We start from the raw sequence: 19748 nt of genomic DNA, 5'->3' as shown, positions 1-19748 counted from the left end.
CCAGCTCGCTCCTCTGGCGTCTTCCGGCCTGGCGGCCTATGGGTACAACGGGGCACGGACGGCTGATGTCGCTGTCGGGCCTTACTTCAACTAATGAACACGAGGCGAACGGCGACAGAAAGCGGCAGGTCAGCATCCTTGCCCAGGCGAACGTCCTCGCTGTCCGAACAGGCATGCGCCCGGCTGCACGGCCTCCTGCGCGACGCGACGCGCCGCAGCCCCGCACTGGGAGGACAGTGCGTGCCAGGTCTGTCCATGCGGCCTCGGCACCCGCCCCGTCCGCATGCGCCTGCGGCGCGAGACCGCGAAGGCTGCCGCCCGGCCGGCATCGGCGACGCGTCGAGAAGACCATGCGTCAGCGTCTCGCCGAGGGGAAGTGACCACCGCTGGCGCAGTTGCCGTCGTACGCCGAGCTGGGTGAGGAGTTCGGCGTATCCCCGTCGACCGTCCGCATCGGTCCGGCCCCGTTGATCAGGGAGGGGTATTCGAGAGCCGGCCCAACGGGGGCGGCTCCCGGCCTCTTCGTCACGGAGGCTGTCGTGAGCGCCTCACGCGCCGCACTGTTGCGGGTGGCTGATCGCCTGCCCTGTCCGGGAGACGCCGGGTTCGCCGCCTGAGGCCGCTGACAGAAACTGGCGGACTGGGCCAAGGGCCTTCGGTGCATGGTCTCGTTCTCTGTCCTCCGAGCCCGTGTCCACCAGCACCGATGGCCCATCAAGGCTGCTCTCAGGACGCGGGAACTGATCCGCATCTGCCGCTGCGCAGGTCCCTGCCAACTGGCCCCCAGAAAATCAAGGGCCGGTTTCGGAAACCTCCGAAACCGGCCCTTGACCTGCGACTCTCACGAGTCGGGACGACAGGATTTGAACCTGCGACCCCTTGACCCCCAGTCAAGTGCGCTACCAAGCTGCGCCACGTCCCGGTGCGCTCGCCACACGGCGAGCCGCGCGATCACGCGGACAGCACTCTACCCCACACCGCGGGCCACGCCGAAAGGGGCGGGGCGGGAGGGGCGGCGGGAGAGGGACAATCGCCCCATGGACAGCACACCCCCGAACCGACCGGTGGACGCACGGGACCGCGACGAGGAGGGGCGGGCCCGCAACGCCCGGCCGCGGGACGGCCTCGGCCGCCCCCTGCCGTACGGCGCGGACGGCGTCCCCCGCCAGCCCGAGGGTGTCGTGCGCGCACCCGACGAGACGGTCGCCGAGGCGCAGCGGCTGCTGGACGAGGGCAAGCCGTTCCACGCGCACGAGGTCTTCGAGGACGCCTGGAAGTCGGGCCCCGAGGAGGAGCGGGAGCTGTGGCGGGGCCTCGCCCAGCTCGCCGTGGGGCTCACCCACGCGGCCCGGGGGAACGCCACGGGCGGCGCCCGGCTGCTGCTGCGGGGCGCCGGGGCGGTGGCGCAGTGGGCGCAGTCGGCGCCGGGGCGGGGGCGGCCGTACGGGCTGGATCCCGTCCGGCTCGCGGGGTGGGCCCGGGAGCTGGCGCGGGACGTGGAGCGCGGTGAGCCGGTGGACGCGGGCGCGCGGGCGCCGCGGCTGCGGGGCTGAGGGCGGCCCGCCCGGGGCGCGGTCGGTGGCGTACGGCAGACTCTGGGCGTGCGGAAGATTCATGTCATCGGTATCGGCGCGGGCGACCCCGACCAGCTGACCCTGCAGGCGGTCAGGGCGCTGCGGAGCACGGACGTGTTCTTCGTCCTGGACAAGGGCGAGGTGAAGGCGGACCTCGTGCGGCTGAGGCGCGACATGCTGGACGCGCACGTCCCGGAGGGGACGTACCGCGTCGTCGAGGCGCGTGACCCCGAGCGGGACCGGACCGCCGGCGGCACGGCGTACTCACCGGCCGTGGGGGACTGGCGCAGCGCCCGCGCCGGGATCTACGAGCGGCTGATCGCCGACGAGCTGGGTGAGGACGAGAGCGGCGCGTTCCTGGTGTGGGGCGACCCGGCGCTGTACGACAGCACGCTGGGCATCCTGGAGGAGATCCTCGACCGGGGCACGGTGGAGTTCGAGTACGACGTGGTGCCCGGCATCAGCAGTGTCTCGGCGCTCGTCGCCCGGCACCGGACCGGGCTGAACCGCGTCGCGCGGCCGGTGCAGATCACCACCGGGCGGCGGCTCGCCGAGGGCTTCCCCGAGGGCGTGGACGACGTCGTCGTGATGCTCGACGCCCACCAGACCTTCCGGCAGTACGCGCAGGAGGACATCGACATCTACTGGGGCGCCTACATAGGCACCCCGGACGAGATCCTCGCCTCCGGCCCGATCGCCGAGGCGGCACCGCGCATCGAGCGGCTGCGCGCCGAGGCCCGGGAGCGCAAGGGCTGGATCATGGACACGTATCTGCTGCGGCGCAACCCCGGGGACCGGTAGGCGCACCCGGGCGGACCGCCGCCCCTCCTCCCGTACTGGACAGCTACCGCCGGAACGTCGTCTTCGTGAGCGGCCTGCCCGAGCGGACGCGGCAGCCGGCGGCGAGCGCGGCGACCTGAAATCCGGATGCGGACCGCCCGGCGGAGCGGGACAGTGGGGGCATGTCCCCCGCCCCGGTCCGCTTCCGTGACCCGCTCAGCACCCTGGACGACTTCACCGGCTCGGTTCTCGTCCGCTGTCCGCGCTGCGACCGCATCGCGCGGGTCCAGGCAGTCGCGGACACCGACGCGGGCGCCGGCCACGCGCTGTTCGCGCCACGCCGTCTCGTCTGCCGCGCCTGCGGTCACGCACGGACCTGGCGGGGCAGGTCGGTCATGTTCTCCGGCAGTTCCCTGGCCGTCGCGCGCGATCCGTACTTCCGTCTCCCGCTGTGGCTGCAGACGGACACCCGGCACGGTCGGCTGTGGGCCTACGACCTCCCCCAGCTGACACTGCTGCGGCAGTTCGCAGCAGCCTCGCTGCGCGAGCGGCGTCCGTGGCACGAGCACGGCCGGAAGATGACATACGTGGCCCGTCTGCCCGCATGGGTCAAGAGCGCCAAGAACCGCGACGAGGTGCTGCGCGCCGTGGACCGCATGCGCGCCTCGGTCACGGGCCGCTGAGTCCCAGCCGCTGAAGGACACCGGGCACGTCGGGCACCGTGCTCACTCCCGGCGGAAGCGGCGGCCTGCGCACGACCACCACGGGCAGGGCGAGCTCCCGGGCCGCCGTGAGCTTGGCCGACGTGGCCTCTCCCCCGCTGTCCTTGGTCACCAGCACGTCGATGCGGTGCTCGCGCAGCAGGGCCGTCTCGTCGGGCACGGTGAACGGACCGCGTGCCAGCAGCACCCGCGTGTCCGGCGGCAGGGGCGGCTCCGGTGCCTCCACCGACCGGACGACGAAGTGGAGTTCCGTCAGGTGGGCGAAGGCGGCCAGCCCCAGCCGCCCGGTGGTCAGGAACGCCCGGCGGCCGAGGCCCGGCAGCAGGCCGGCGGCCGCGGACAGGGACGCCACCGGGTGCCAGCGGTCGCCGGGAGCGGGCCGCCAGCCCGGGCGGCGCAGGACCACCGCCGGCACACCGGTCGCCGCGGCGGCCCGGGCCGCGTTCGCCGTGATCCGGCCGGCGAAGGGGTGGGTGGCGTCGACGAGGGCGTCCACGCGGTGCTCGCGCAGCCAGGCGGCCAGTCCCTCGGCCCCGCCGAAGCCACCGGTCCGGACGTCCCCTTCGAGGGGTCCGGGCCGGGTGACGCGACCCGCGAGCGAGGTGGTGACGCGGACACCGGGCCGCGCCGCCAGTGCGGCGGCCAGGCGGCGGGCCTCGGCGGTGCCGCCGAGGATCAGCACGTGCGGGGACATGGCGAGGAGCGTACGTCAGTCAGGGCAGCGGCGGCCGTCAGCGCAGCAGCAGCTGGAGGCCGCCGAGCACCGTCGCCGCGATGACCAGGCGCTCGAAGAGCCGCTGGTTGATCCTGTTCACCGCCCACTTCCCGATCAGCGCGCCGGGCACCACGAACACCACGAGTGCGGCGTCGAGGAGCAGCGAGCGGCCGTCGATCAGGCCGAGTCCCGCGCTGAAGGGCACCTTGGAGACGTTGACGATCAGGAAGAAGAAGGCCGAGGTGCCGAGGAAGCCGAGCTTGCGGAAGCCCGCCGAGAGCAGGTACATCGACATCACCGGGCCGCCCGCGTTGGCGACCATGGTGGTGAAGCCGCCGAGGACACCGTAGGAGCGGGCTTTCAGCCGGCCGGGCCGTGAGGTGACCTCGTCCGGCTGCTCGGACGCGTCGGCCTGCCGCCGGCGCCACACCGTCACCCCGGCCATCAGCAGCAGGATCGCGCCGATCGACGTCCGGACGATCGTGTCGTCCGCCCACACCAGGAACACCGTGCCGACGACCACTCCGGCCCCGACGGCGGGGAAGAGCCGCCACAACGTGGGCCAGTGCGCGTGCCGTCGGTAGATGAGGACGGCCAGCACGTCGCCCGCGATCAGGACCGGCAGCAGGACGCCGGTCGAGGCGCGGGCGGGCAGCACCGCCGCGAAGACGGCGAGGCTGACCGTGTTGGCCCCGCTCACGGCGGTCTTGGAGAAGCCGACGAGCAGGGCCGCGAGGGCGAGCGCGGCGAATTCCCAGCCGGTGAGGTGCCAGAGCGTCATCGTGTCCATTGCGGGGACCGATGCTATGCGCACCTAACCGTCACGCGTAAGGACCGTCTCGCCGGTCGGCGGTTTCAGGGCCTGCCCTGGCTCCCGGCGTACCTCACCCGCAGCTCCCGCTTGAGCACCTTCATGCTCGGTCCGAGCGGCAGGGCGTCCGTGAACTCGACGCGGCGCGGGTACTTGTGCCTGCCGAGGTGCTGCTTGGACCACTCGGTGACCTCGGCGGCCTCCGGGGCCGCGTCCGGGGCGGGCACGACCACGGCGCACACTTCCTCGCCGTGCAGCTCGTCCGGTACGCCGATGACCGCGACCTGGGCGATGCCGGGGTGGCGCATCAGCACCTCCTCGACCTCCCGCGGATAGACGTTGTAGCCGCCGCGGATGATGATGTCCTTCTTGCGGTCGACGATCCGCAGGAACCCCTCGTCGTCCTTGGTGCCGAGATCGCCGGTGCGGAACCAGCCGTCGACGAGCGCCTCGGCGGTGGCCTCGGGACGGCCGAGGTAGCCGGAGAAGACGTTGTGCCCGCGGACGACGACCTCGCCCAGCTCGCCGGGCGGCAGCAGCTCGATGCGTCCCTCGACCTCGGCTCGGGCGATCTCCACGTCGACGCCCCACAGCGGGTGGCCGATGGTGCCGGGCTTCGCGCCGAACACCGGCTGGTTGACGGCCGCCGCCGGGGAGGTCTCCGACAGTCCGTACCCCTCGTAGATCTTCGCCCCGAACGCCGCCTCGAACCGCTCCAGCACGGCGACGGGCAGGGAGGCCCCGCCGGAGATGCACACGCGCAGCTCGGGCAGGGCGTCCGCCCCGGCCGCCGCGGCGGCGAGGGCGACGAACATGGTGGGCACGCCGTGGAAGGTGTTGACCTTCTCCCTCACCATCAGCTCGATCGCGCGGGCCGCGTCGAAGCGCGGCAGCAGGACCAGAGTGGCGCCCGCCCGCCACGTGGAGTTCAGGGAGACGGTCTGGCCGAAGGCGTGGAACAGCGGCAGGGCGCCGAGCGCGACGTCGTCGGGCCGGATGTCGTTGGCGTCGAAGGCGTTGACGGTCGCGTTCATCACCAGGTTGAAGTGGCTGAGCACGGCGCCCTTGGGCACGCCGGTGGTGCCGCTGGTGTAGAAGACGACGGCCGGGTCGTCGGCGTCGCGGGTGACGTAGGAGGGCAGCGGCTCGGCGTCGGCCGCGAGCTTGTCGAGCTCGTCGCCGAGGGTGATCACCCGCACCCCGGCCTCGCGTGCGGCGGCCGTGCCGGTCTCCGCCTGCGCCGGGTGGCACAGCAGCAGGGTGGCGCCGCTGTCGCGCAGGACGTGCTCGACCTCCGCCGGTGACAGCAGCAGGTGGACCGGGACGACGACACCGCCCGCCGCGGCGATCGCGTAGTACGCCTGCGGGAACTCGGCGGTGTTCGGCGCCATCAGCGCGACCCGGTCCCCCGGCCGTACACCCAGGCCCGCGAGAACTCCGGCCTGGGCGCGGGCCCGCTGCCACACCTCGGCGAAGGTCAGTCGCAGGTCGCCCTCGACCAGCGCTTCCTTGCCGGGGCGGCGCCGGGCGTTCTCGGCGAGGACGGCGGCGACGGACAGGGTTGCCATGGGTGTTGCTCCATTTCCTTGCTGCGGCTCTGCAGAGGGGGTGGGTGGCGTACGGCTAGTGCCGCTCGACGAGCACCGCGCTGCCCTGCCCCACGCCGACGCACATGGTGGCGAGCCCGCGGGCCGCGCCCGTGCGCCGCATGCGGTGGAGCAGGGTGGTGAGGATGCGGGCGCCGGAGCAGCCGAGCGGGTGGCCCAGTGCGATCGCGCCGCCGCTCGGGTTGACCAGGCCGGGGTCGATGCCGAGCTGGTCCACGCAGGCGAGGGCCTGCGCGGCGAACGCCTCGTTGAACTCGGCCTCCGCGATGTCGTCGACGCTCCAGCCGGCGCGGGCGAGGACCTTGCGGGTGGCGGGGACCGGTCCGATGCCCATGACGTCCGGGTGGACGCCGGCCGAGCCGCCGGCGACGTAGCGGCCCAGCGACTCCAGGCCCAGGTCGTTCAGGGCCTCCTCGCTGACCAGGAGGAGGCCGGCGGCGCCGTCGTTCATCGGGGAGGCGTTGCCCGCGGTGACCGTGCCGCCGGCGCGGAAGACCGGCTTGAGGCGGGCCAGCTTCTCCGCGGAGGTGTCCTCGCGGACGCACTCGTCGGCGTCGACGACGACGCCGTCGGGGCGTTCCACGGGCAGCAGTTCATCGTCGAAGTGACCGTTCTTGCGGGCCTCGGCGGCGAGCCGGTGGCTGCGCAGGGCGAACTCGTCCTGGCGCTCGCGCGGGACGCCGTACCGCTCGGCGACCTCCTCCGCCGTCTCGCCCATGGCCAGCAGGCCGTGCAGGTCCTTCATCGCCGGGTTGACCAGGCGCCAGCCGAGCCGGGTGTCGGCGGTCTCGATGCGGTGCGGCAGGGCCTCGTCGGGGCGGGGCAGCACGAAGGGGGCGCGGCTCATCGACTCGGAGCCGCCCGCGAGCACGACGTCGGCCTCGCCGGCCGCGATGGTGCGGGCGGCGGCGGTGACGGCCTCGAGGCCGGAGGCGCACAGCCGGTTGACCGTGGCGCCGGGCACGGAGTCGGGCAGGCCGGCGAGCAGGGCTGCCATGCGGGCGACGTTGCGGTTGTCCTCGCCGGCCTGGTTGGCGGCCCCCCAGTAGACGTCGTCGATGCGGGCGGGGTCGAGCGCGGGCACGTCGGCGACCAGGCCCCGGATCACGGCGGCGGCGAGGTCGTCGGGCCGCACGGTGGACAGGGCGCCGCGGAGCTTGCCGATCGGGGTGCGGCGGGCGGCCGCGAAGTGGACGGGACGCACGAGGGTTCTCCTGATCGTCGTCGCTCGGTCGCCGGCGGAGCGTGTGTCGCCGGGCGGACCTCCACGAGCCTTAATTAGCACTGCTAGTTTTGGACTATAGACCGCGGGGCGGCTCCCTGGGAAGATCCCCCGGGGACCTTCACCGACGCAGTTGGAGGAGACATGGCCGAGGCCCGCGAGCACGTCCTGACCGGAACCCGGGGAAGCATCACCGTCCGCGAGTGGCCCGCCGCCCGCGCCCGGTACGTGGCCCTGCTGGTGCACGGTTACGGCGAGCACATCGGCCGCTACGAGGAGGTGGCCGACGTCCTGGTGGCGCACGGCGCGGCCGTGTACGGACCCGACCACACGGGGCACGGGAGGTCGGCCGGCGAGCGGGTGCTGATCGAGGACTTCGAGGACGTGGTCACCGACGTGCACGCCGTGGCGGAGCTCGCCCGGGCCGCGCACCCGGACCTGCCGGTCGTCGTGATCGGGCACTCCATGGGCGGGCTGATCGCCGCCCGCTACGCCCAGCGCCACTCGGACGAGCTGACCGCGCTGGTGCTGTCCGGACCGGTCATCGGCGACTGGGAACTGCCGCGCCGGCTCCTGGCCATGGAGGAGATCCCCGACACCCCGATCAGTCCGGCCGCCCTCTCCCGGGACCCGGCCGTCGGCGCGGCCTACGCGGATGACCCGCTGGTGTGGCACGGTCCGATGAAACGGCCCACCGTGGAGGCGTTCGTACGGACGCTGGAGACCGTCGCCAAGAACGGCGAGGTCGGCCCGCTCCCGCTGCTGTGGGTGCACGGCGACGACGACCGGCTGGTGCCGCTGTCCGGGAGCCGGCCCGGCGTGGAGCAGCTCGGCGGAGGAGCACTGACCGAGCGGATCTACCCGGGCGCCCGGCACGAAGTGTTCAACGAGACGAACAAGTCCGAGGTGTTCGCGGACGTCACGCGTTTCCTGGACGGGGCGCTCGCCCGCTGAGACGTCAGCGGTGTTTGCCCCCCGGGCCCCCGGGGCACCCGCGCGACCATGGAGTGGTTGCGCCGCGCCGCCTGCGTGGATGAGGACCCCGAACTGTTCTTCCCGGTGGGCACGACGGGACCGGCGCTGCGGGACATCGCGGCCGCCAAGCACGTCTGTGCCCGGTGCCCGGTGGCGACCCCGTGCCTGACGTTCGCCCTGAGCATGGGACAGACGTCCGGCGTGTGGGGAGGGACCTGCGAGGAGGAGCGCGACGCCCTGCTCCGTACCACCAGAGACGACGCCGCAAGGAGAAGCACTGTATGACTGTCGTGAAGAGCACGATTCCCGAGTCGGCCCGCCAGGTCACCGGGGACGCGTTGCAGAGCACGCTCGTGGATCTTCTCGGGCTCTCCCTGATCGGGAAGCAGGCGCACTGGAACATCGTGGGGCCGCGGTTCCGTTCCGTCCACCTCCAGCTGGACGAGGTGGTGGCGGCGGCGCGGTCGTTCGCCGACACCGTCGCGGAGCGCTCCGTGGCGCTCGGCATGCCGGCCGACGGCCGGCCGGAGACCATCGCGTCGGCGTTCACGCTGCCCGGCCCCAAGGACGGCTGGGTGCGGGACGGCGACGTCGTCCAGGTGATGGTCGAGACCCTGGAAGCGGCAGTCGGCCGGCTGCGGGAGCGGATCGAGGCCACGGAGAAGGCCGACCCGGTCACCCAGGACCTGCTGATCACCATCACCGCCGAACTGGAGAAGCAGCGCTGGATGTTCGACGCCGAGAACTGGCCCGAGGAGGACTGAGCGGGAACTGCCCGGCGCACGTACGCAATGGCGAAATGGGGCACCTCATGGCCGACGCCGTCGAACTCGACGCGCTGTGGGCGAACTTCCACCGCGTGGTGAACATGACCTCCGCGGAACTCGCGGACTGGCTGCGGGTACGCGATTCCGGTGAGCTGACGGAGCCGCTGCCGGACGATGCGGGCTCCCCGCTCGGGCAGCACGTCCTCGCGATCCTGCAGAAGCGGCGCACGGATCTGACGGAGGACGACCTCCGCGCGATGCGGAAGGTCGTCGACCTGGTGACGTCGCAGACCGACCTGGAGAACGAGCCGGTGGCCGAGGACACGCGCCGACGGCACCGGCTGATGACGATCGGTCACGATCCGCTGAAGGCTTAGCCGTGGACCGCGACGAACGTGTCCTGCGGGAGCTCGTCGGCGCGCACGGCGAGACGTACGCCGAGGAGGCGGGCATCCGGCTGAAGGACACCCCGCAGCCGCTGTACCGGCTGCTGGTCCTCGCCCACCTGCTCAGTGCCCGCATCCGCGGTTCGATCGCCGTGGCCACCGCCCGTGCCCTCGACGAGGCGGGGCTCGGCGATCCTCGGCGCATGGCCGAGTCCGACTGGCAGGAGCGGGTGGACGCGCTGGGCCGGGGCGGCTACCGGCGGTACGACGAGCGCACCGCCACCCAGCTGGGCGAGGCCGCCGAGCTGCTGACCGAGCGGTGGGGCGGGGACCTGCGCCGGCTGCGGAAGGAAGCGGACGGAGACGTCACCGAACTGCGGCGGCTGCTGCAGGAGTTCCCCGGTGTGGGTCCGACCGGCGCGGACATCTTCCTGCGCGAGGCCCAGCGTGTGTGGCCCGAGGTGGCGCCCTACCTGGACCGCAAGGCTCTGCAGGGCGCGGAGCGCCTGGGCCTGCCCACCGACCCGGACCGCCTCGTCGGCCTGGCGGGGTCGACGCAACCGGCCGTCCTCGCCGCCTCGCTGGTACGCGCGGCGGTGGACAAGGACGTGGCCGAGGACAGCCTCGACCGCGCCGGGTGACGGCCCGCACGCGGGCATCACCACCGACGGACGGCACCTCGGAGCGGCCGGTCGGCGGTCCCCTCGGCCGGGACTCGCCGGCCGGCCGCCAGGTCGTTCGAAGCCACGTAACCCGCGTCCCGCCGATCGGTGACCCGAAGATCCCGGGGCGCCTCCCCCGACGTGCCACCGCCCGAGCGCGCTGTGCCACGGCGACCGGCCGGGCCGCCATCCCGACAGTCTCGGGGCCACCCCGACGAGCCCCCCGGGAACGGGCGGGAGACGGGGTCGGTGGGAGGTGATGGCTCGGCAAGGCGTGGGCGCCGCGCGGGACCGGTGGGGTGACGGCTCGTCGGGGTCAGCCGCGTGGTTGTCGGCGCCCCGCCGACCCCACGCGCCTGTGCCGCCGCCGACGCCCGCGCCGCCGGCGAGCCGTCACCCCCCGGCCGGCCCGCGCGGCGCCCCTGCCTTGGCGAGCCGTCTTCGCTTCCCCGCCCGTTCCCTGCCCCTGGCAGGTCGCCCCTCACCGACGCCCCGCGCCCCCGTTCCCGCCGGCCGCCACGCCACGGATCACGCGCGCCCCGGCGCCGGCGCCTCACCCGAACGAACCCGTGCGCTGGTGTCCCGACCGGGCCGGTGATGCCCTGAGGACACGCGTCACGTTCCCAGGAGGCATCCGCGATGAGCCGTAGTCCGTCCCATCCCGTCCGTCTGTTCGCCTCCGTGCTGGCGACGGGTGCGCTGCTGACCACCGCGGCCTGCGCGGGCGGCGACAGCGACACGGTGGCGGCGGAGGCCACCGCATCGCCCGCCGCCGAGGCGGCCAGGGCCGTCGGGAAGACCCCCACCCCCTCACCCGGCACGCTCACCGAGTCCGGCGCGAAGGCCGCGCTGCTCACCGAGGCCGACCTGGAGGACGACTGGCAGCGGGTCGAGGACGCGGACAAGTGGCGGGACACCCTGCTCGTCGGCAAGGTCGACGTCGCGGACTTCCTCACCGCCAAGGCGGACGCCGCCGACTGCCAGAAGCTGCTCGACGGCCTCTACGGCGACGACCTGCTGGGCAAGCCGTCGGGGGCGTCGGCGCTCGCCGGCTTCGAGCAGGGCGACTCCCGGCTGCTGGAGCAGGTCGCCGCCTACGACCAGGCCACGCTGGACGACGCGATGAAGTGGCTGAAGTCCCTGCCCGCCGAGTGCGACCAGTTCACGGCGACCGGCTCCCCGGACGGCGAGCGTACGGTCCAGGTGACGCAGACCTCGGTGCCCAAGGAGGGCGACGCCCGCCAGGGCCTGCACGTGACGGTCCAGGGCACGGCGGCCGACGCGCCCGCGACGCTCACCCTCGACGTGGCCGTCGTACGCGTGGGCAACGACGCCATCACCATCACGGCCGGCGGGCTCGACGGCGGCGAGGCCGACTCCGTCACGCAGGGGGTCGAGCTGGGCACCCAGCGGTTGAAGGACGTACTGGCCGGCAAGACCCCCACCTCGAACCCCGGCCAGTTCGACTGACCGACCCGCCGCGCGGACGCCCCGCGCCGCCGTGCCCGCTCCTCGCCCGATTCCCAGGACAGACGTGATCACCGGGCGGCACAATGGTCGGCGACCACGGCACGGGCGTGAAGGAGCTGGGACGTGAGCGAGAGCCACACCGCAACGGACGGAACCCAGGAGCCGAACACGGCAGTGGCCCACAACGCCCGCGTCTGGAACTACTGGATCGGCGGCACGGACAACCACCCGGTCGACCGGCAGGTCGGCGAGCACGTCGCCGGCATGTTCCCGGTGATCCGGGAGGTCGCCCGCGCGGACCGCCAGTTCCTGGGCCGGGCGGTGCGCCTGCTGGCGACCGAGCGGGGCATACGGCAGTTCCTCGACATCGGCACCGGGCTGCCGACGGGGGACAACACCCACGAGATCGCCCAACGCGTCGCGCCCGACGCACGGATCGTGTACGTCGACAACGACCCGACCGTCCTCGCACAGGCGCGCAGGCTGCTGACCGGCACGCCCGAGGGGGCCACGGACTACATCGACGCCGACGTGCACGACGCGGACGCCGTCCTCGAACGCGCCGCGAAGACACTCGACTTCGGCCGGCCCGTCGCGGTCATGATGCTGGGCATCCTCAACTTCGTGCTCGACACCGACACGGCCCGCGAGATCGTGCGCGGGATCATGGCCCGCGTCCCCTCGGGCAGCTGCCTGGTCCTGACGCACCCCACCGACGACGCCGACCTCGGCGGCGAGGGCCAGGTCCCGGCCATGCGGTTCTGGAACGAGAACGCCACTCCGCCGATCACCGCACGCGGCCGTGCGGACGTCGCCGCGTTCTTCGAGGGCCTGGAACTGCTCCCCCCGGGGCTCGTCTCCTGCTCGCAGTGGCACGCCGAGCCCGGCGCCGCCGTCGTACCGCAGTTCGGGGCCGTGGCCGTCAAGCCCTGAGCCGCGCCGCGCCGGCCCCACACAGCCGTCCCGGGAGGACGTATGACCACCCTTGCCGACCCGGTGCCCGGCGGGCGCCCCGGCGACGTCGAGCGGGCGGCCGCCCTGAGCGGTGAACTGTCCGGGAGGGGCGTGCACGGCGTCGTACTGGCGTACGTGGACACGGCCGGGATCGGCCGGGTGAAGACCGTCCCCACGGCGAAGCTCGCCTCGGCCGCCGCCTGGGGCGTCGGCATGTCACCGGTGTTCGACACGTTCCTCGCGAACGACGCGATCGTCTCCACGGACGTCCTCGGCTCCCCCGACGGCGATCTGCGCCTGTACCCCGACCTCGACCGGCTCACCGTGCTGGCGGCGCAGCCCGGCTGGGCGTGGGCGCCGGTCGACCGGATCACGCAGGAGGGCGAGCCGCACCCGGCGTGCGGGCGGACCGTGCTGCGCCGGGTCGTGGCCGAGGCCGCCGAGCGGCACGGCGTCACCTTCCGGGCCGCGGTCGAGATCGAGTGGGCCGTGGGCCGGGGCGACGCGCCCGACGGCGCCTTCGTCCCGGCGGTGTCGGGACCGGCGTACGGCGCCACCCGCCAGGTGGAACTGAGCGACTGCGCGGCCGACCTGCTGGCGGCGCTCGCGGCGCAGGGCGTCGAGGTCGACCAGCTCCATCCCGAGTACGCCGCGGGGCAGTTCGAGATCTCCGTGGGCGCCCTCGACCCGGTGGCGGCTGCCGACCGCAGCGTGCTGGTGCGGCAGACGATCCGGGCGGTGGCCCAGCGGCACGGGCTGCGGGTCTCCTTCGCCCCGGCGGTCCTGGCCCAGGGCGTCGGCAACGGCGGGCACCTCCACCTCTCCGCCTGGCGCGGCGGCGGCAACCTGCACGCCGGCGGGGAGGGCCGGTACGGCATGACCGCGGACGCCGAGGCGTTCACGGCCGGGGTGCTGGCCCGCCTCCCGGCGCTCACGGCGGTGACCGCGCCGAGCCCGGCCAGCCATCTGCGGCTCAAGCCCTCCCAGTGGGCGGGAGTGTTCACCGCCTGGGGCCGGGAGACCCGCGAGGCCGCCCTGCGCTTCGTCACCGGTACGGCGGGGGTGCGTGAGCACGCGGCGAACCTGGAGGTCAAGCCGGTCGACCTGGCCGCCAACCCGTATCTCGCGCTCGCCTGCGTGATCGCCGCCGGACTGGACGGGCTCGCCTCGTCCGCGTCCCTGCCCGAGGAGACGACCGGTGACCCGGCGCGGTTCGACCCGGCCGACGCGGCGGCCCGGGGCGTGCTCCGGCTGCCCACCTCGCTCGCGGAGTCCGTCGAGGCGTTCCGCTCGGACCAGGTGCTGCGGGCCGCGCTGGGGACGGTCCTGGCCGACGCGGTGATCGCCGTGCGGCAGGGGGAGATCGAGGCGGTCGCCGGGCTGGACGACGACCAGGTCGCGGCGGCGTACCGCTGGAAGTACTGACATGGCCGGTCCCGTGCTGGAGGCACTCGACGCGCTGGAGCTGGTCGACCACCACTGCCACGGTGCCGTCAGCGCCGACCTGGACCGCTCGGGGTTCGAGTCGCTGATCACCGAGGGCGCGGCATGGCCCGGTGTCTCGCCCTTCGACAGCCCCGTCGGCCTCGCCGTCCGCCGCCACTGCGCGCCCCTGCTGGACCTGCCGCGCCACGCCCCGGCCGAGGCGTACCTGGCCCGGCGGGCCGAGCTGGGGTGGGCAGAGGTGAACCGGCGGTTCCTCACGGCGGCGGGCACGGGCGTCTTCTGCGTGGACACCGGGTACGCCCCGGACCGCGTCACCACGGTGTCCGAGCTGGCCGGGGCCGCGGGCGCGGTGGCGTACGAGATCGTCCGGTTGGAGGGCGTCGCGGAGGCGGTGGCGGCCGGGGGTGTGGAGGCGGACGCGTACGCGGAGGCGTTCCGCACCGCCGCGTGGGAGGCCGTGCGGCGGCCGGGCGTGGTGGGCGTGAAGTCGGTGGCGGCCTACCGCACCGGCTTCGACCTGGACCCGGCCCGCCCCTCGCCCGAGGAGGTCACGGACGCCGCCCGGCGCTGGCTCGCCCGGGGCGGCCGGCTCGACGACCCGGTGCTCGTCCGGCACCTGCTGTGGACCGCCGTCGACCTGGGGCGGCCGCTGCAACTGCACACCGGGTTCGGCGACAGCGACATCCGCCTGCACCGCGTGGACCCCGCCCACCTGACCGACTGGCTGCACCTGACCGCCGGCACGATCCCCGTCCTGCTGCTGCACTGCTGGCCCTACCAGCGCCAGGCCGCCTACCTGGCGGCGGTCTTCGAACGGGTGTACCTCGACGTGGGCCTCACCCTGCACTACGTCGGTCCCGCACGGGCGGGGGCCGTACTGGCGGAGGCCCTGGAGATCACCCCGTTCCGCAAGCTGCTGTACAGCTCGGACGCCTACGGGGTGGCCGAGTTCCACCACCTCGGCGCGCTGGCCTTCCGGCAGGGTCTGGCGGGGCTGCTCCAGGAGCGGGTGGAGGCCGACGAGACGGCCCTGACGGACGCGCTGCGCATCGCGCGGTGGGCAGGGCGCGGGAACGCCCTGCGGGTCTACGGACTGACCGAGGACTCTCCGGACGACGACGGCTGACGGGCGTGTGGAGCGTCACAGTTGTTCCGGAGCGGCACACAGGAAGCGGGAGACGCTGAAAGTATGATCAAGCGATGTCTGACATGACCGAAACCACGCCGGGCTGGCTGACGACCGACGAACTCGAACTGGCACGCGCCCGCATGCCGATCCTGTACGTCGAGGCCGTGCCCGTGCGCGTCGACGACAGCGGCGAAGTCACCAGTGTCGGGCTGCTGCTGCGCATCGGACCGGACGGTACGGTCAGCCGGACGCTGGTCTCCGGCCGCGTCCTCCACCACGAGCGGGTCCGTGACGCCCTGCTGCGGCACCTGGAGAAGGACCTCGGCCCGGTGGCGCTGCCCAGGGTCCCGGCCTCGCTGCAGCCCTTCACGGTGGCCGAGTACTTCCCCACCCAGGGCATCACGCCGTACCACGACCCCCGGCAGCACGCGGTGTCCCTCGCCTACGTCGTGCCGGTGACCGGTGACTGCCGTCCCCGGCAGGACGCGCTCGACCTGGTCTGGTTCAGCCCCCAGGAGGCGCTGTCCCCGGCCGTGCAGAGCGAGATGCCGGGCGGACACGGGGTGTTGCTGAAGCAGGCGCTGGCGCATGTGGGCTGCGTGATCTGAGCGCGGCCGGGGCGGCCCGGTGGACGCCTGCTCGTCGTGCGCTGAGCAGGGTGTCACGCCGGAGAGTGACTTCCTGGGTCACACGGTTGCGGCTGGAAGATCCTGACCGCTATCAAGATCAGGACCACTTCCACCGCAGCGGCCCACCCTCGGTGGGCGGCGATCCGGCACGCTGAAGGGACCCCCCACATGTCCGCACGTCGTTCGGCGTTCTCAGCCCTGGCCACCGTCGTACTGGCCTCGACGATGCTCTCGACCCCCGCGATGTCCGCCGAGGCGGCTGCGCCCGCCGCGTGCAGGAACGCCGCCTGCACGGGCAAGAACCCGCAGACCGAGGGATGCGGCTCGGGCGCCAGGGTGCTCGACCGCATCCGCCCGGCCGGCGGAGGACCGGAGGTGCAGCTGCGCAATTCGGCACGGTGCAGCGCAGCCTGGGCACGGATCGAGAAGGCCGACAGCAGCTGGAGGTTCAAGATCCAGATCCGGGGTGGTGCGTCCTACACGGCCAACGCGTCACCGTCCTACGCCGCGTACACGCGGATGGTGGGATCGAGCAACGCCTATCGCGCCTGCGTGGAGGAGTACGACGGACAGGGCGGCAGTTGGTCCTGCACCAAGTGGCACTGACCGCCGCCGTAAGCGATCAGGGGCCGTTTCGGACAGGTCGGAAACGGCCCCCCGGGCCGTGCGCCGGAACTCGGTGGCAGGGCCCCGTCCTCCCGCTGCGGAACACCCGCGTCTGCTCGCCCTCCCCCGGGCTCAACTCCGTGCGTTAAGTTGCCACTTGACCATCGACCATTCGAACAGGAGCACTTCGCATGCCCGACGGCCCCGCCCCCAGCGAGTTGCACAAGAGGATCAGAACGGATCAGCCGCACACAGCGCGGATCTGGAACTACTGGCTGGGCGGCAAGGACAACTACGAGGTCGATCAGGCGGCAGGAGAGCAGATCCGCAAACTGCACCCCGGCATCGGCGAGTACGCCCGCGCCGACCGGCAGTTCCTCGGCCGCGCGGTCCGGCACCTGGTGACCGACTGCGGGATCCGGCAGTTCCTCGACATAGGCACCGGCCTGCCCACCGCCGACAACACCCATGAAGTCGCACAGCGGATCGCCCCCGAGTCCCGCGTCGTCTACGTCGACAACGACCCGATCGTCCTCGCACACGCCGAGGCCCTCCTGAGCAGCACCCCCCAGGGGCGCACGGCCTACCTCGACGAGGATCTGCGCAACGTCGACACCATCCTGGAGCAGGCGGCGCAGACGCTGGATCTCAGCCGGCCCGTGGCACTGATGCTGCTCGGCGTCGTCATTTTCATCGAGGACGACGAAGAGGCATACGGGCTCGTGCGGCGCCTGATGGACGCCCTGCCGCCGGCCAGCCATCTGGTGCTGTCCCACACCATCACACGTCCGGACATGCCCGATGTCGACGCCGCGGTGGCCTTCTGGAACGAACACGGCACCCCCAGACTGACCCAGCGCACCCCCGATGCCGTCACCCGCTTCTTCGACGGACTCGAACTGCTCGACCCCGGCGTGGTCTCCTGCAACGGCTGGCGCCCTGTGGAGAACGACAGCGCATGCGCGCAGGAAGTCGCCATGTTCGGCGGAGTGGCGCGCAAGGTGTAGCCCTCCGTCCGCTGCCGGCCCCCAGCCGCCCCCAGCAATGCTCAAGAGGCCGTATCGGAATACCGATACGGCCTCTGACCTGCTACTTCACAAGTCGGGACGACAGGATTTGAACCTGCGACCCCTTGACCCCCAGTCAAGTGCGCTACCAAGCTGCGCCACGTCCCGTTGCCCGTCTGACCTGGGGTTTCCCCTGGCCGAACGCGCAGGAAAACAATACCGCACTCGGGCCGGTGGTCGCGCACCCGTTCAGGCGGGACGGTGACGCTTGACCTCAAGCTTGGTCGAGGTTGCACGATCGTCGGCATGACCACCACCGAAGAACGCGGACGGGTCCACACCTATGCCGACCTGCCCGGACTGATGTCCCTGATGACCGGGGACGAGAAGCACGGCCCGGCGGCGACCTCCACCCTGGACGTGCTGTGGGTGCTCTACGACCGGGTGCTGCGGGTGGACCCGGAGCACGTGGACGACCCCGGGCGCGACCGGTTCCTGCTGTCGAAGGGGCACGGTCCCATGGCCTACTACGCCGTCCTGGCCGCCAAGGGCTTCCTGCCCGTGGACTGGCTGCCCGGCTTCGGGCGCTACGACTCCCCGCTCGGCCACCACCCCGACCGCACGCTTGTGCCCGGCGCGGAGATCGGCAGCGGCTCGCTGGGGCACGGGCTGCCGATCGCCGTGGGCACGGCGCTGGGCCTGCGGGCGCAGGGACTCACCGAACCTGCCGTGTGGGCGCTGATCGGGGACGCCGAACTGGACGAGGGCAGCAATCACGAGGCGATCGCCTTCGCCGGCCCGGCCGGACTGGAGCGGCTGCACACCGTCGTCGTCGACAACGCCTCCGCCAGCCATGCCCTGCCCGGCGGGATCGCCGCCCGGTTCGAGGCGGCCGGCTGGTCCGCGGTCACCGTCGACGGCCGGGACCACGAGGCGCTGTACGCCGCCTTCACCGCGCCGCATCCGGGACGCCCGCACGTGGTCGTGGCCCGGGTGGAGCCGAAGTCCGTCTGATCCCCCTGCTCGTTCCTTATTGCTCACGCCCACCTCGAGGAAGGCCCTCCATGGACACCATGCGTGACCGTTTCGCCCCCGTCGTCACCCGGCTGCTCGACGAGGATCCACGTGTCGCCGTGGTCCTTGCGGAGATCGGCAAGGACGGCTTCGCCGAGGCGCTCCGCCGGCATCCCGACCGGGTCGTCAACGTCGGCATCCGGGAGCAGCTGCTCGTCGGGGCCGGGGCCGGTATGGCGCTGACCGGGCTGCGGCCCGTCGTGCACACCTTCGCCAGTTTCCTGGTCGAGCGGCCCTTCGAGCAGCTGAAGCTGGACCTCGGGCACCAGGACGCGGGCGCGGTGCTGGTGAGCGCCGCCGCGTCCTTCGACTGGCCGGCCGGCGGCTACACCCACATGGCGCCCGGCGACGTGGCACTGCTCGACACCCTGGACGGCTGGACCGTGCACGTGCCCGGGCACCCGGACGAGGCCGAGACCCTGCTGCGGCACGCGGTCGCCGCCGGGGACGACAAGGTGTACGTGCGACTGTCCGTGCAGTCGAACGCCGAGGCGTTCGCCGTCGACGGGGAGCGGTTCCGCACGGTCCGCGAGGGCCGCTCGGGCGTCGTGGTCGCCGTCGGTCCGGTCCTGGACGCGGTGCTCACCGCCACCGAGGGCCTCGACGTCACCGTCCTGTACGCCACGACCGTGCGTCCCTTCGACACGGCCGCGCTGCGCCGGGCCACGGAGACGGCGGGGACGGACGTCGTGCTGGTCGAACCCTATCTGGCGGGCACGTCGACGGCGGTGGTGAACGACGCGCTGTCCGACGTCCCCCACCGGGTGCTGGGCCTGGGCGTGGCCCGGCGTGAGCTGCGGCGCTACGGGCGCGTCGAGGAGCACGTCGCCGCCCACGGGCTGGACGCACGGTCCCTGCGGCGACGCATCGGCGACTTCGTCGCGGGCGGCGCGGTGACGATGCCGGCGTGAGACGCCGGCGGGTCCCGTCGATCAGCTCCCTGCGCACGGACCCACCGGCCCGACCACCCACGGTCCCGGCCCCCGGACCGCGGCAGCGCACCAACGCGGCGACTCAGCGGGCGCCGAACGCCGACAGGACCGGCCGATCAGCTCTTCCTGCGCACGGACCCACCCCGCGCAGCCACCCACGGTCCCGGCCCCCCGGACCACGGCAGCGCACCAACGCGGCGACACAGCGGGCGCCGAACGCCGACAGGACCGGCCGATCAGCTCTTCCTGCGCACGGACCCACCCCGCGCAGCCACCCACG

Annotated in this window: 21 protein-coding genes and 2 tRNA genes; 17 read left to right on the top strand and 6 right to left on the bottom strand. The window is 73.2% G+C overall.

Annotated elements, in window-relative coordinates; translation table 11 throughout:
• Positions 1-848 precede the first annotated feature (848 nt).
• Positions 849-922 (bottom strand) — tRNA-Pro (locus IE260_RS11385).
• Between the two features lie 115 nt (positions 923-1037).
• On the opposite strand from IE260_RS11385, the gene IE260_RS11380 reads away from it, so the two are divergent.
• From IE260_RS11380 to IE260_RS11370, 3 genes are all read left to right on the top strand, one after another.
• A complete protein-coding gene (locus tag IE260_RS11380; RefSeq protein ID WP_189870582.1) occupies positions 1038-1553 on the top strand; it encodes a DUF309 domain-containing protein in 516 nt (171 codons plus the stop codon).
• Positions 1554-1601: 48 nt separating this feature from the next.
• Positions 1602-2375 carry a precorrin-6A synthase (deacetylating) gene (gene cobF, locus IE260_RS11375; RefSeq protein ID WP_189870580.1) on the top strand — a complete coding sequence of 258 codons (774 nt, stop codon included), beginning with the start codon at positions 1602-1604 and terminating at the stop codon, positions 2373-2375.
• Positions 2376-2536: 161 nt separating this feature from the next.
• Positions 2537-3037 (top strand): hypothetical protein, encoded by a 501-nt coding sequence (locus IE260_RS11370; protein WP_189870578.1) that lies wholly within the window; start codon positions 2537-2539, stop codon positions 3035-3037.
• On the opposite strand, the gene IE260_RS11365 is transcribed toward IE260_RS11370, so the two are convergent.
• From IE260_RS11365 to IE260_RS11350, 4 genes are all read right to left on the bottom strand, one after another.
• Positions 3024-3770, bottom strand: coding sequence for a cobalt-precorrin-6A reductase (locus IE260_RS11365; RefSeq protein WP_189870576.1), 747 nt, complete (start codon positions 3768-3770; stop codon positions 3024-3026). The genes IE260_RS11370 and IE260_RS11365 overlap by 14 nt on opposite strands.
• Positions 3771-3807: 37 nt before the next feature.
• The gene (locus tag IE260_RS11360) at positions 3808-4581 is read right to left on the bottom strand and encodes a sulfite exporter TauE/SafE family protein (protein ID WP_189870574.1); all 774 of its coding nucleotides are present in this window, start codon (positions 4579-4581) and stop codon (positions 3808-3810) included.
• A gap of 65 nt (positions 4582-4646) precedes the next feature.
• Positions 4647-6170, bottom strand: a complete 1524-nt coding sequence (locus IE260_RS11355) for a long-chain-fatty-acid--CoA ligase (RefSeq protein WP_189870573.1) — start codon at positions 6168-6170, stop codon at positions 4647-4649.
• A gap of 55 nt (positions 6171-6225) precedes the next feature.
• Positions 6226-7413 carry a thiolase family protein gene (locus tag IE260_RS11350; RefSeq protein WP_189870571.1) on the bottom strand — a complete coding sequence of 396 codons (1188 nt, stop codon included), beginning with the start codon at positions 7411-7413 and terminating at the stop codon, positions 6226-6228.
• A gap of 162 nt (positions 7414-7575) precedes the next feature.
• Between IE260_RS11350 and IE260_RS11345 the strand changes: the two genes are divergently transcribed.
• The 12 genes from IE260_RS11345 (at position 7576) to IE260_RS11290 (ending at position 17462) form a co-directional block, all read left to right on the top strand.
• Complete coding sequence (locus tag IE260_RS11345) at positions 7576-8385, top strand: alpha/beta hydrolase (RefSeq protein ID WP_189870569.1); 810 nt, start codon at positions 7576-7578, stop codon at positions 8383-8385.
• A 48-nt stretch (positions 8386-8433) separates the two neighbouring features.
• On the top strand, positions 8434-8691 hold the full coding sequence (locus tag IE260_RS11340) for a WhiB family transcriptional regulator (RefSeq protein ID WP_189870567.1): 258 nt from the start codon (positions 8434-8436) through the stop codon (positions 8689-8691).
• Entirely contained in the window at positions 8688-9170 is a 483-nt protein-coding gene (locus tag IE260_RS11335) for a Dps family protein (RefSeq protein WP_189870565.1), read from the top strand. The genes IE260_RS11340 and IE260_RS11335 overlap by 4 nt, the downstream gene beginning before the upstream one ends.
• Before the next feature lie 47 nt (positions 9171-9217).
• On the top strand, positions 9218-9550 hold the full coding sequence (locus IE260_RS11330; RefSeq protein ID WP_189870563.1) for a DUF3140 domain-containing protein: 333 nt from the start codon (positions 9218-9220) through the stop codon (positions 9548-9550).
• Between the two features lie 2 nt (positions 9551-9552).
• Positions 9553-10200, top strand: coding sequence for an HhH-GDP family DNA glycosylase (locus IE260_RS11325; protein WP_189870561.1), 648 nt, complete (start codon positions 9553-9555; stop codon positions 10198-10200).
• Positions 10201-10860: 660 nt separating this feature from the next.
• Complete coding sequence (locus IE260_RS11320) at positions 10861-11691, top strand: hypothetical protein (protein WP_189870560.1); 831 nt, start codon at positions 10861-10863, stop codon at positions 11689-11691.
• 123 nt (positions 11692-11814) lie between these two features.
• A complete protein-coding gene (locus IE260_RS11315) occupies positions 11815-12624 on the top strand; it encodes an SAM-dependent methyltransferase (RefSeq protein ID WP_189870557.1) in 810 nt (269 codons plus the stop codon).
• A 42-nt stretch (positions 12625-12666) separates the two neighbouring features.
• Entirely contained in the window at positions 12667-14070 is a 1404-nt protein-coding gene (locus tag IE260_RS11310) for a type I glutamate--ammonia ligase (protein WP_189870555.1), read from the top strand.
• Position 14071: 1 nt separating this feature from the next.
• Positions 14072-15217 (top strand): amidohydrolase family protein, encoded by a 1146-nt coding sequence (locus tag IE260_RS11305; RefSeq protein WP_189870553.1) that lies wholly within the window; start codon positions 14072-14074, stop codon positions 15215-15217.
• An 83-nt stretch (positions 15218-15300) separates the two neighbouring features.
• On the top strand, positions 15301-15828 hold the full coding sequence (locus IE260_RS11300; RefSeq protein WP_188180126.1) for an NUDIX hydrolase family protein: 528 nt from the start codon (positions 15301-15303) through the stop codon (positions 15826-15828).
• A 189-nt stretch (positions 15829-16017) separates the two neighbouring features.
• Positions 16018-16455: a DUF2690 domain-containing protein gene (locus IE260_RS11295; RefSeq protein WP_189870551.1), complete on the top strand. Its 438-nt coding sequence runs from the start codon at positions 16018-16020 to the stop codon at positions 16453-16455.
• 191 nt (positions 16456-16646) lie between these two features.
• On the top strand, positions 16647-17462 hold the full coding sequence (locus tag IE260_RS11290) for an SAM-dependent methyltransferase (RefSeq protein WP_189870549.1): 816 nt from the start codon (positions 16647-16649) through the stop codon (positions 17460-17462).
• A 94-nt stretch (positions 17463-17556) separates the two neighbouring features.
• On the opposite strand, the gene IE260_RS11285 is transcribed toward IE260_RS11290, so the two are convergent.
• Positions 17557-17630: transfer RNA gene (locus IE260_RS11285), tRNA-Pro, on the bottom strand.
• A 138-nt stretch (positions 17631-17768) separates the two neighbouring features.
• Between IE260_RS11285 and IE260_RS11280 the strand changes: the two genes are divergently transcribed.
• Together IE260_RS11280 and IE260_RS11275 are read left to right on the top strand one after the other, a co-directional pair.
• The gene (locus tag IE260_RS11280) at positions 17769-18476 is read left to right on the top strand and encodes a thiamine pyrophosphate-binding protein (protein WP_189870547.1); all 708 of its coding nucleotides are present in this window, start codon (positions 17769-17771) and stop codon (positions 18474-18476) included.
• A 50-nt stretch (positions 18477-18526) separates the two neighbouring features.
• Positions 18527-19447, top strand: coding sequence for a transketolase family protein (locus tag IE260_RS11275; protein WP_189870545.1), 921 nt, complete (start codon positions 18527-18529; stop codon positions 19445-19447).
• The last annotated feature ends 301 nt before the right edge of the window (positions 19448-19748 follow it).

The organism is Streptomyces viridiviolaceus (assembly GCF_014650995.1).
Lineage (GTDB): Bacteria > Actinomycetota > Actinomycetes > Streptomycetales > Streptomycetaceae > Streptomyces > Streptomyces viridiviolaceus.
This window is presented reverse-complemented; position numbering and strand designations above follow the sequence as displayed.

What these genes read in the sequence shown, in the direction of transcription:
- IE260_RS11360 (WP_189870574.1), bottom strand. Translation starts at nt 4,581, where the DNA reads ATGGACACGATGACGCTCTGGCACCTCACCGGCTGGGAATTCGCCGCG.
- IE260_RS11380 (WP_189870582.1), top strand. Translation starts at nt 1,038, where the DNA reads ATGGACAGCACACCCCCGAACCGACCGGTGGACGCACGGGACCGCGAC.
- IE260_RS11320 (WP_189870560.1), top strand. Translation starts at nt 10,861, where the DNA reads ATGAGCCGTAGTCCGTCCCATCCCGTCCGTCTGTTCGCCTCCGTGCTG.
- IE260_RS11300 (WP_188180126.1), top strand. Translation starts at nt 15,301, where the DNA reads ATGACCGAAACCACGCCGGGCTGGCTGACGACCGACGAACTCGAACTG.
- IE260_RS11365 (WP_189870576.1), bottom strand. Translation starts at nt 3,770, where the DNA reads ATGTCCCCGCACGTGCTGATCCTCGGCGGCACCGCCGAGGCCCGCCGC.
- IE260_RS11280 (WP_189870547.1), top strand. Translation starts at nt 17,769, where the DNA reads ATGACCACCACCGAAGAACGCGGACGGGTCCACACCTATGCCGACCTG.
- IE260_RS11335 (WP_189870565.1), top strand. Translation starts at nt 8,688, where the DNA reads ATGACTGTCGTGAAGAGCACGATTCCCGAGTCGGCCCGCCAGGTCACC.
- IE260_RS11330 (WP_189870563.1), top strand. Translation starts at nt 9,218, where the DNA reads ATGGCCGACGCCGTCGAACTCGACGCGCTGTGGGCGAACTTCCACCGC.
- IE260_RS11305 (WP_189870553.1), top strand. Translation starts at nt 14,072, where the DNA reads ATGGCCGGTCCCGTGCTGGAGGCACTCGACGCGCTGGAGCTGGTCGAC.
- IE260_RS11355 (WP_189870573.1), bottom strand. Translation starts at nt 6,170, where the DNA reads ATGGCAACCCTGTCCGTCGCCGCCGTCCTCGCCGAGAACGCCCGGCGC.
- IE260_RS11370 (WP_189870578.1), top strand. Translation starts at nt 2,537, where the DNA reads ATGTCCCCCGCCCCGGTCCGCTTCCGTGACCCGCTCAGCACCCTGGAC.
- IE260_RS11340 (WP_189870567.1), top strand. Translation starts at nt 8,434, where the DNA reads ATGGAGTGGTTGCGCCGCGCCGCCTGCGTGGATGAGGACCCCGAACTG.
- IE260_RS11295 (WP_189870551.1), top strand. Translation starts at nt 16,018, where the DNA reads ATGTCCGCACGTCGTTCGGCGTTCTCAGCCCTGGCCACCGTCGTACTG.
- IE260_RS11275 (WP_189870545.1), top strand. Translation starts at nt 18,527, where the DNA reads ATGGACACCATGCGTGACCGTTTCGCCCCCGTCGTCACCCGGCTGCTC.
- IE260_RS11290 (WP_189870549.1), top strand. Translation starts at nt 16,647, where the DNA reads ATGCCCGACGGCCCCGCCCCCAGCGAGTTGCACAAGAGGATCAGAACG.
- IE260_RS11345 (WP_189870569.1), top strand. Translation starts at nt 7,576, where the DNA reads ATGGCCGAGGCCCGCGAGCACGTCCTGACCGGAACCCGGGGAAGCATC.
- IE260_RS11310 (WP_189870555.1), top strand. Translation starts at nt 12,667, where the DNA reads ATGACCACCCTTGCCGACCCGGTGCCCGGCGGGCGCCCCGGCGACGTC.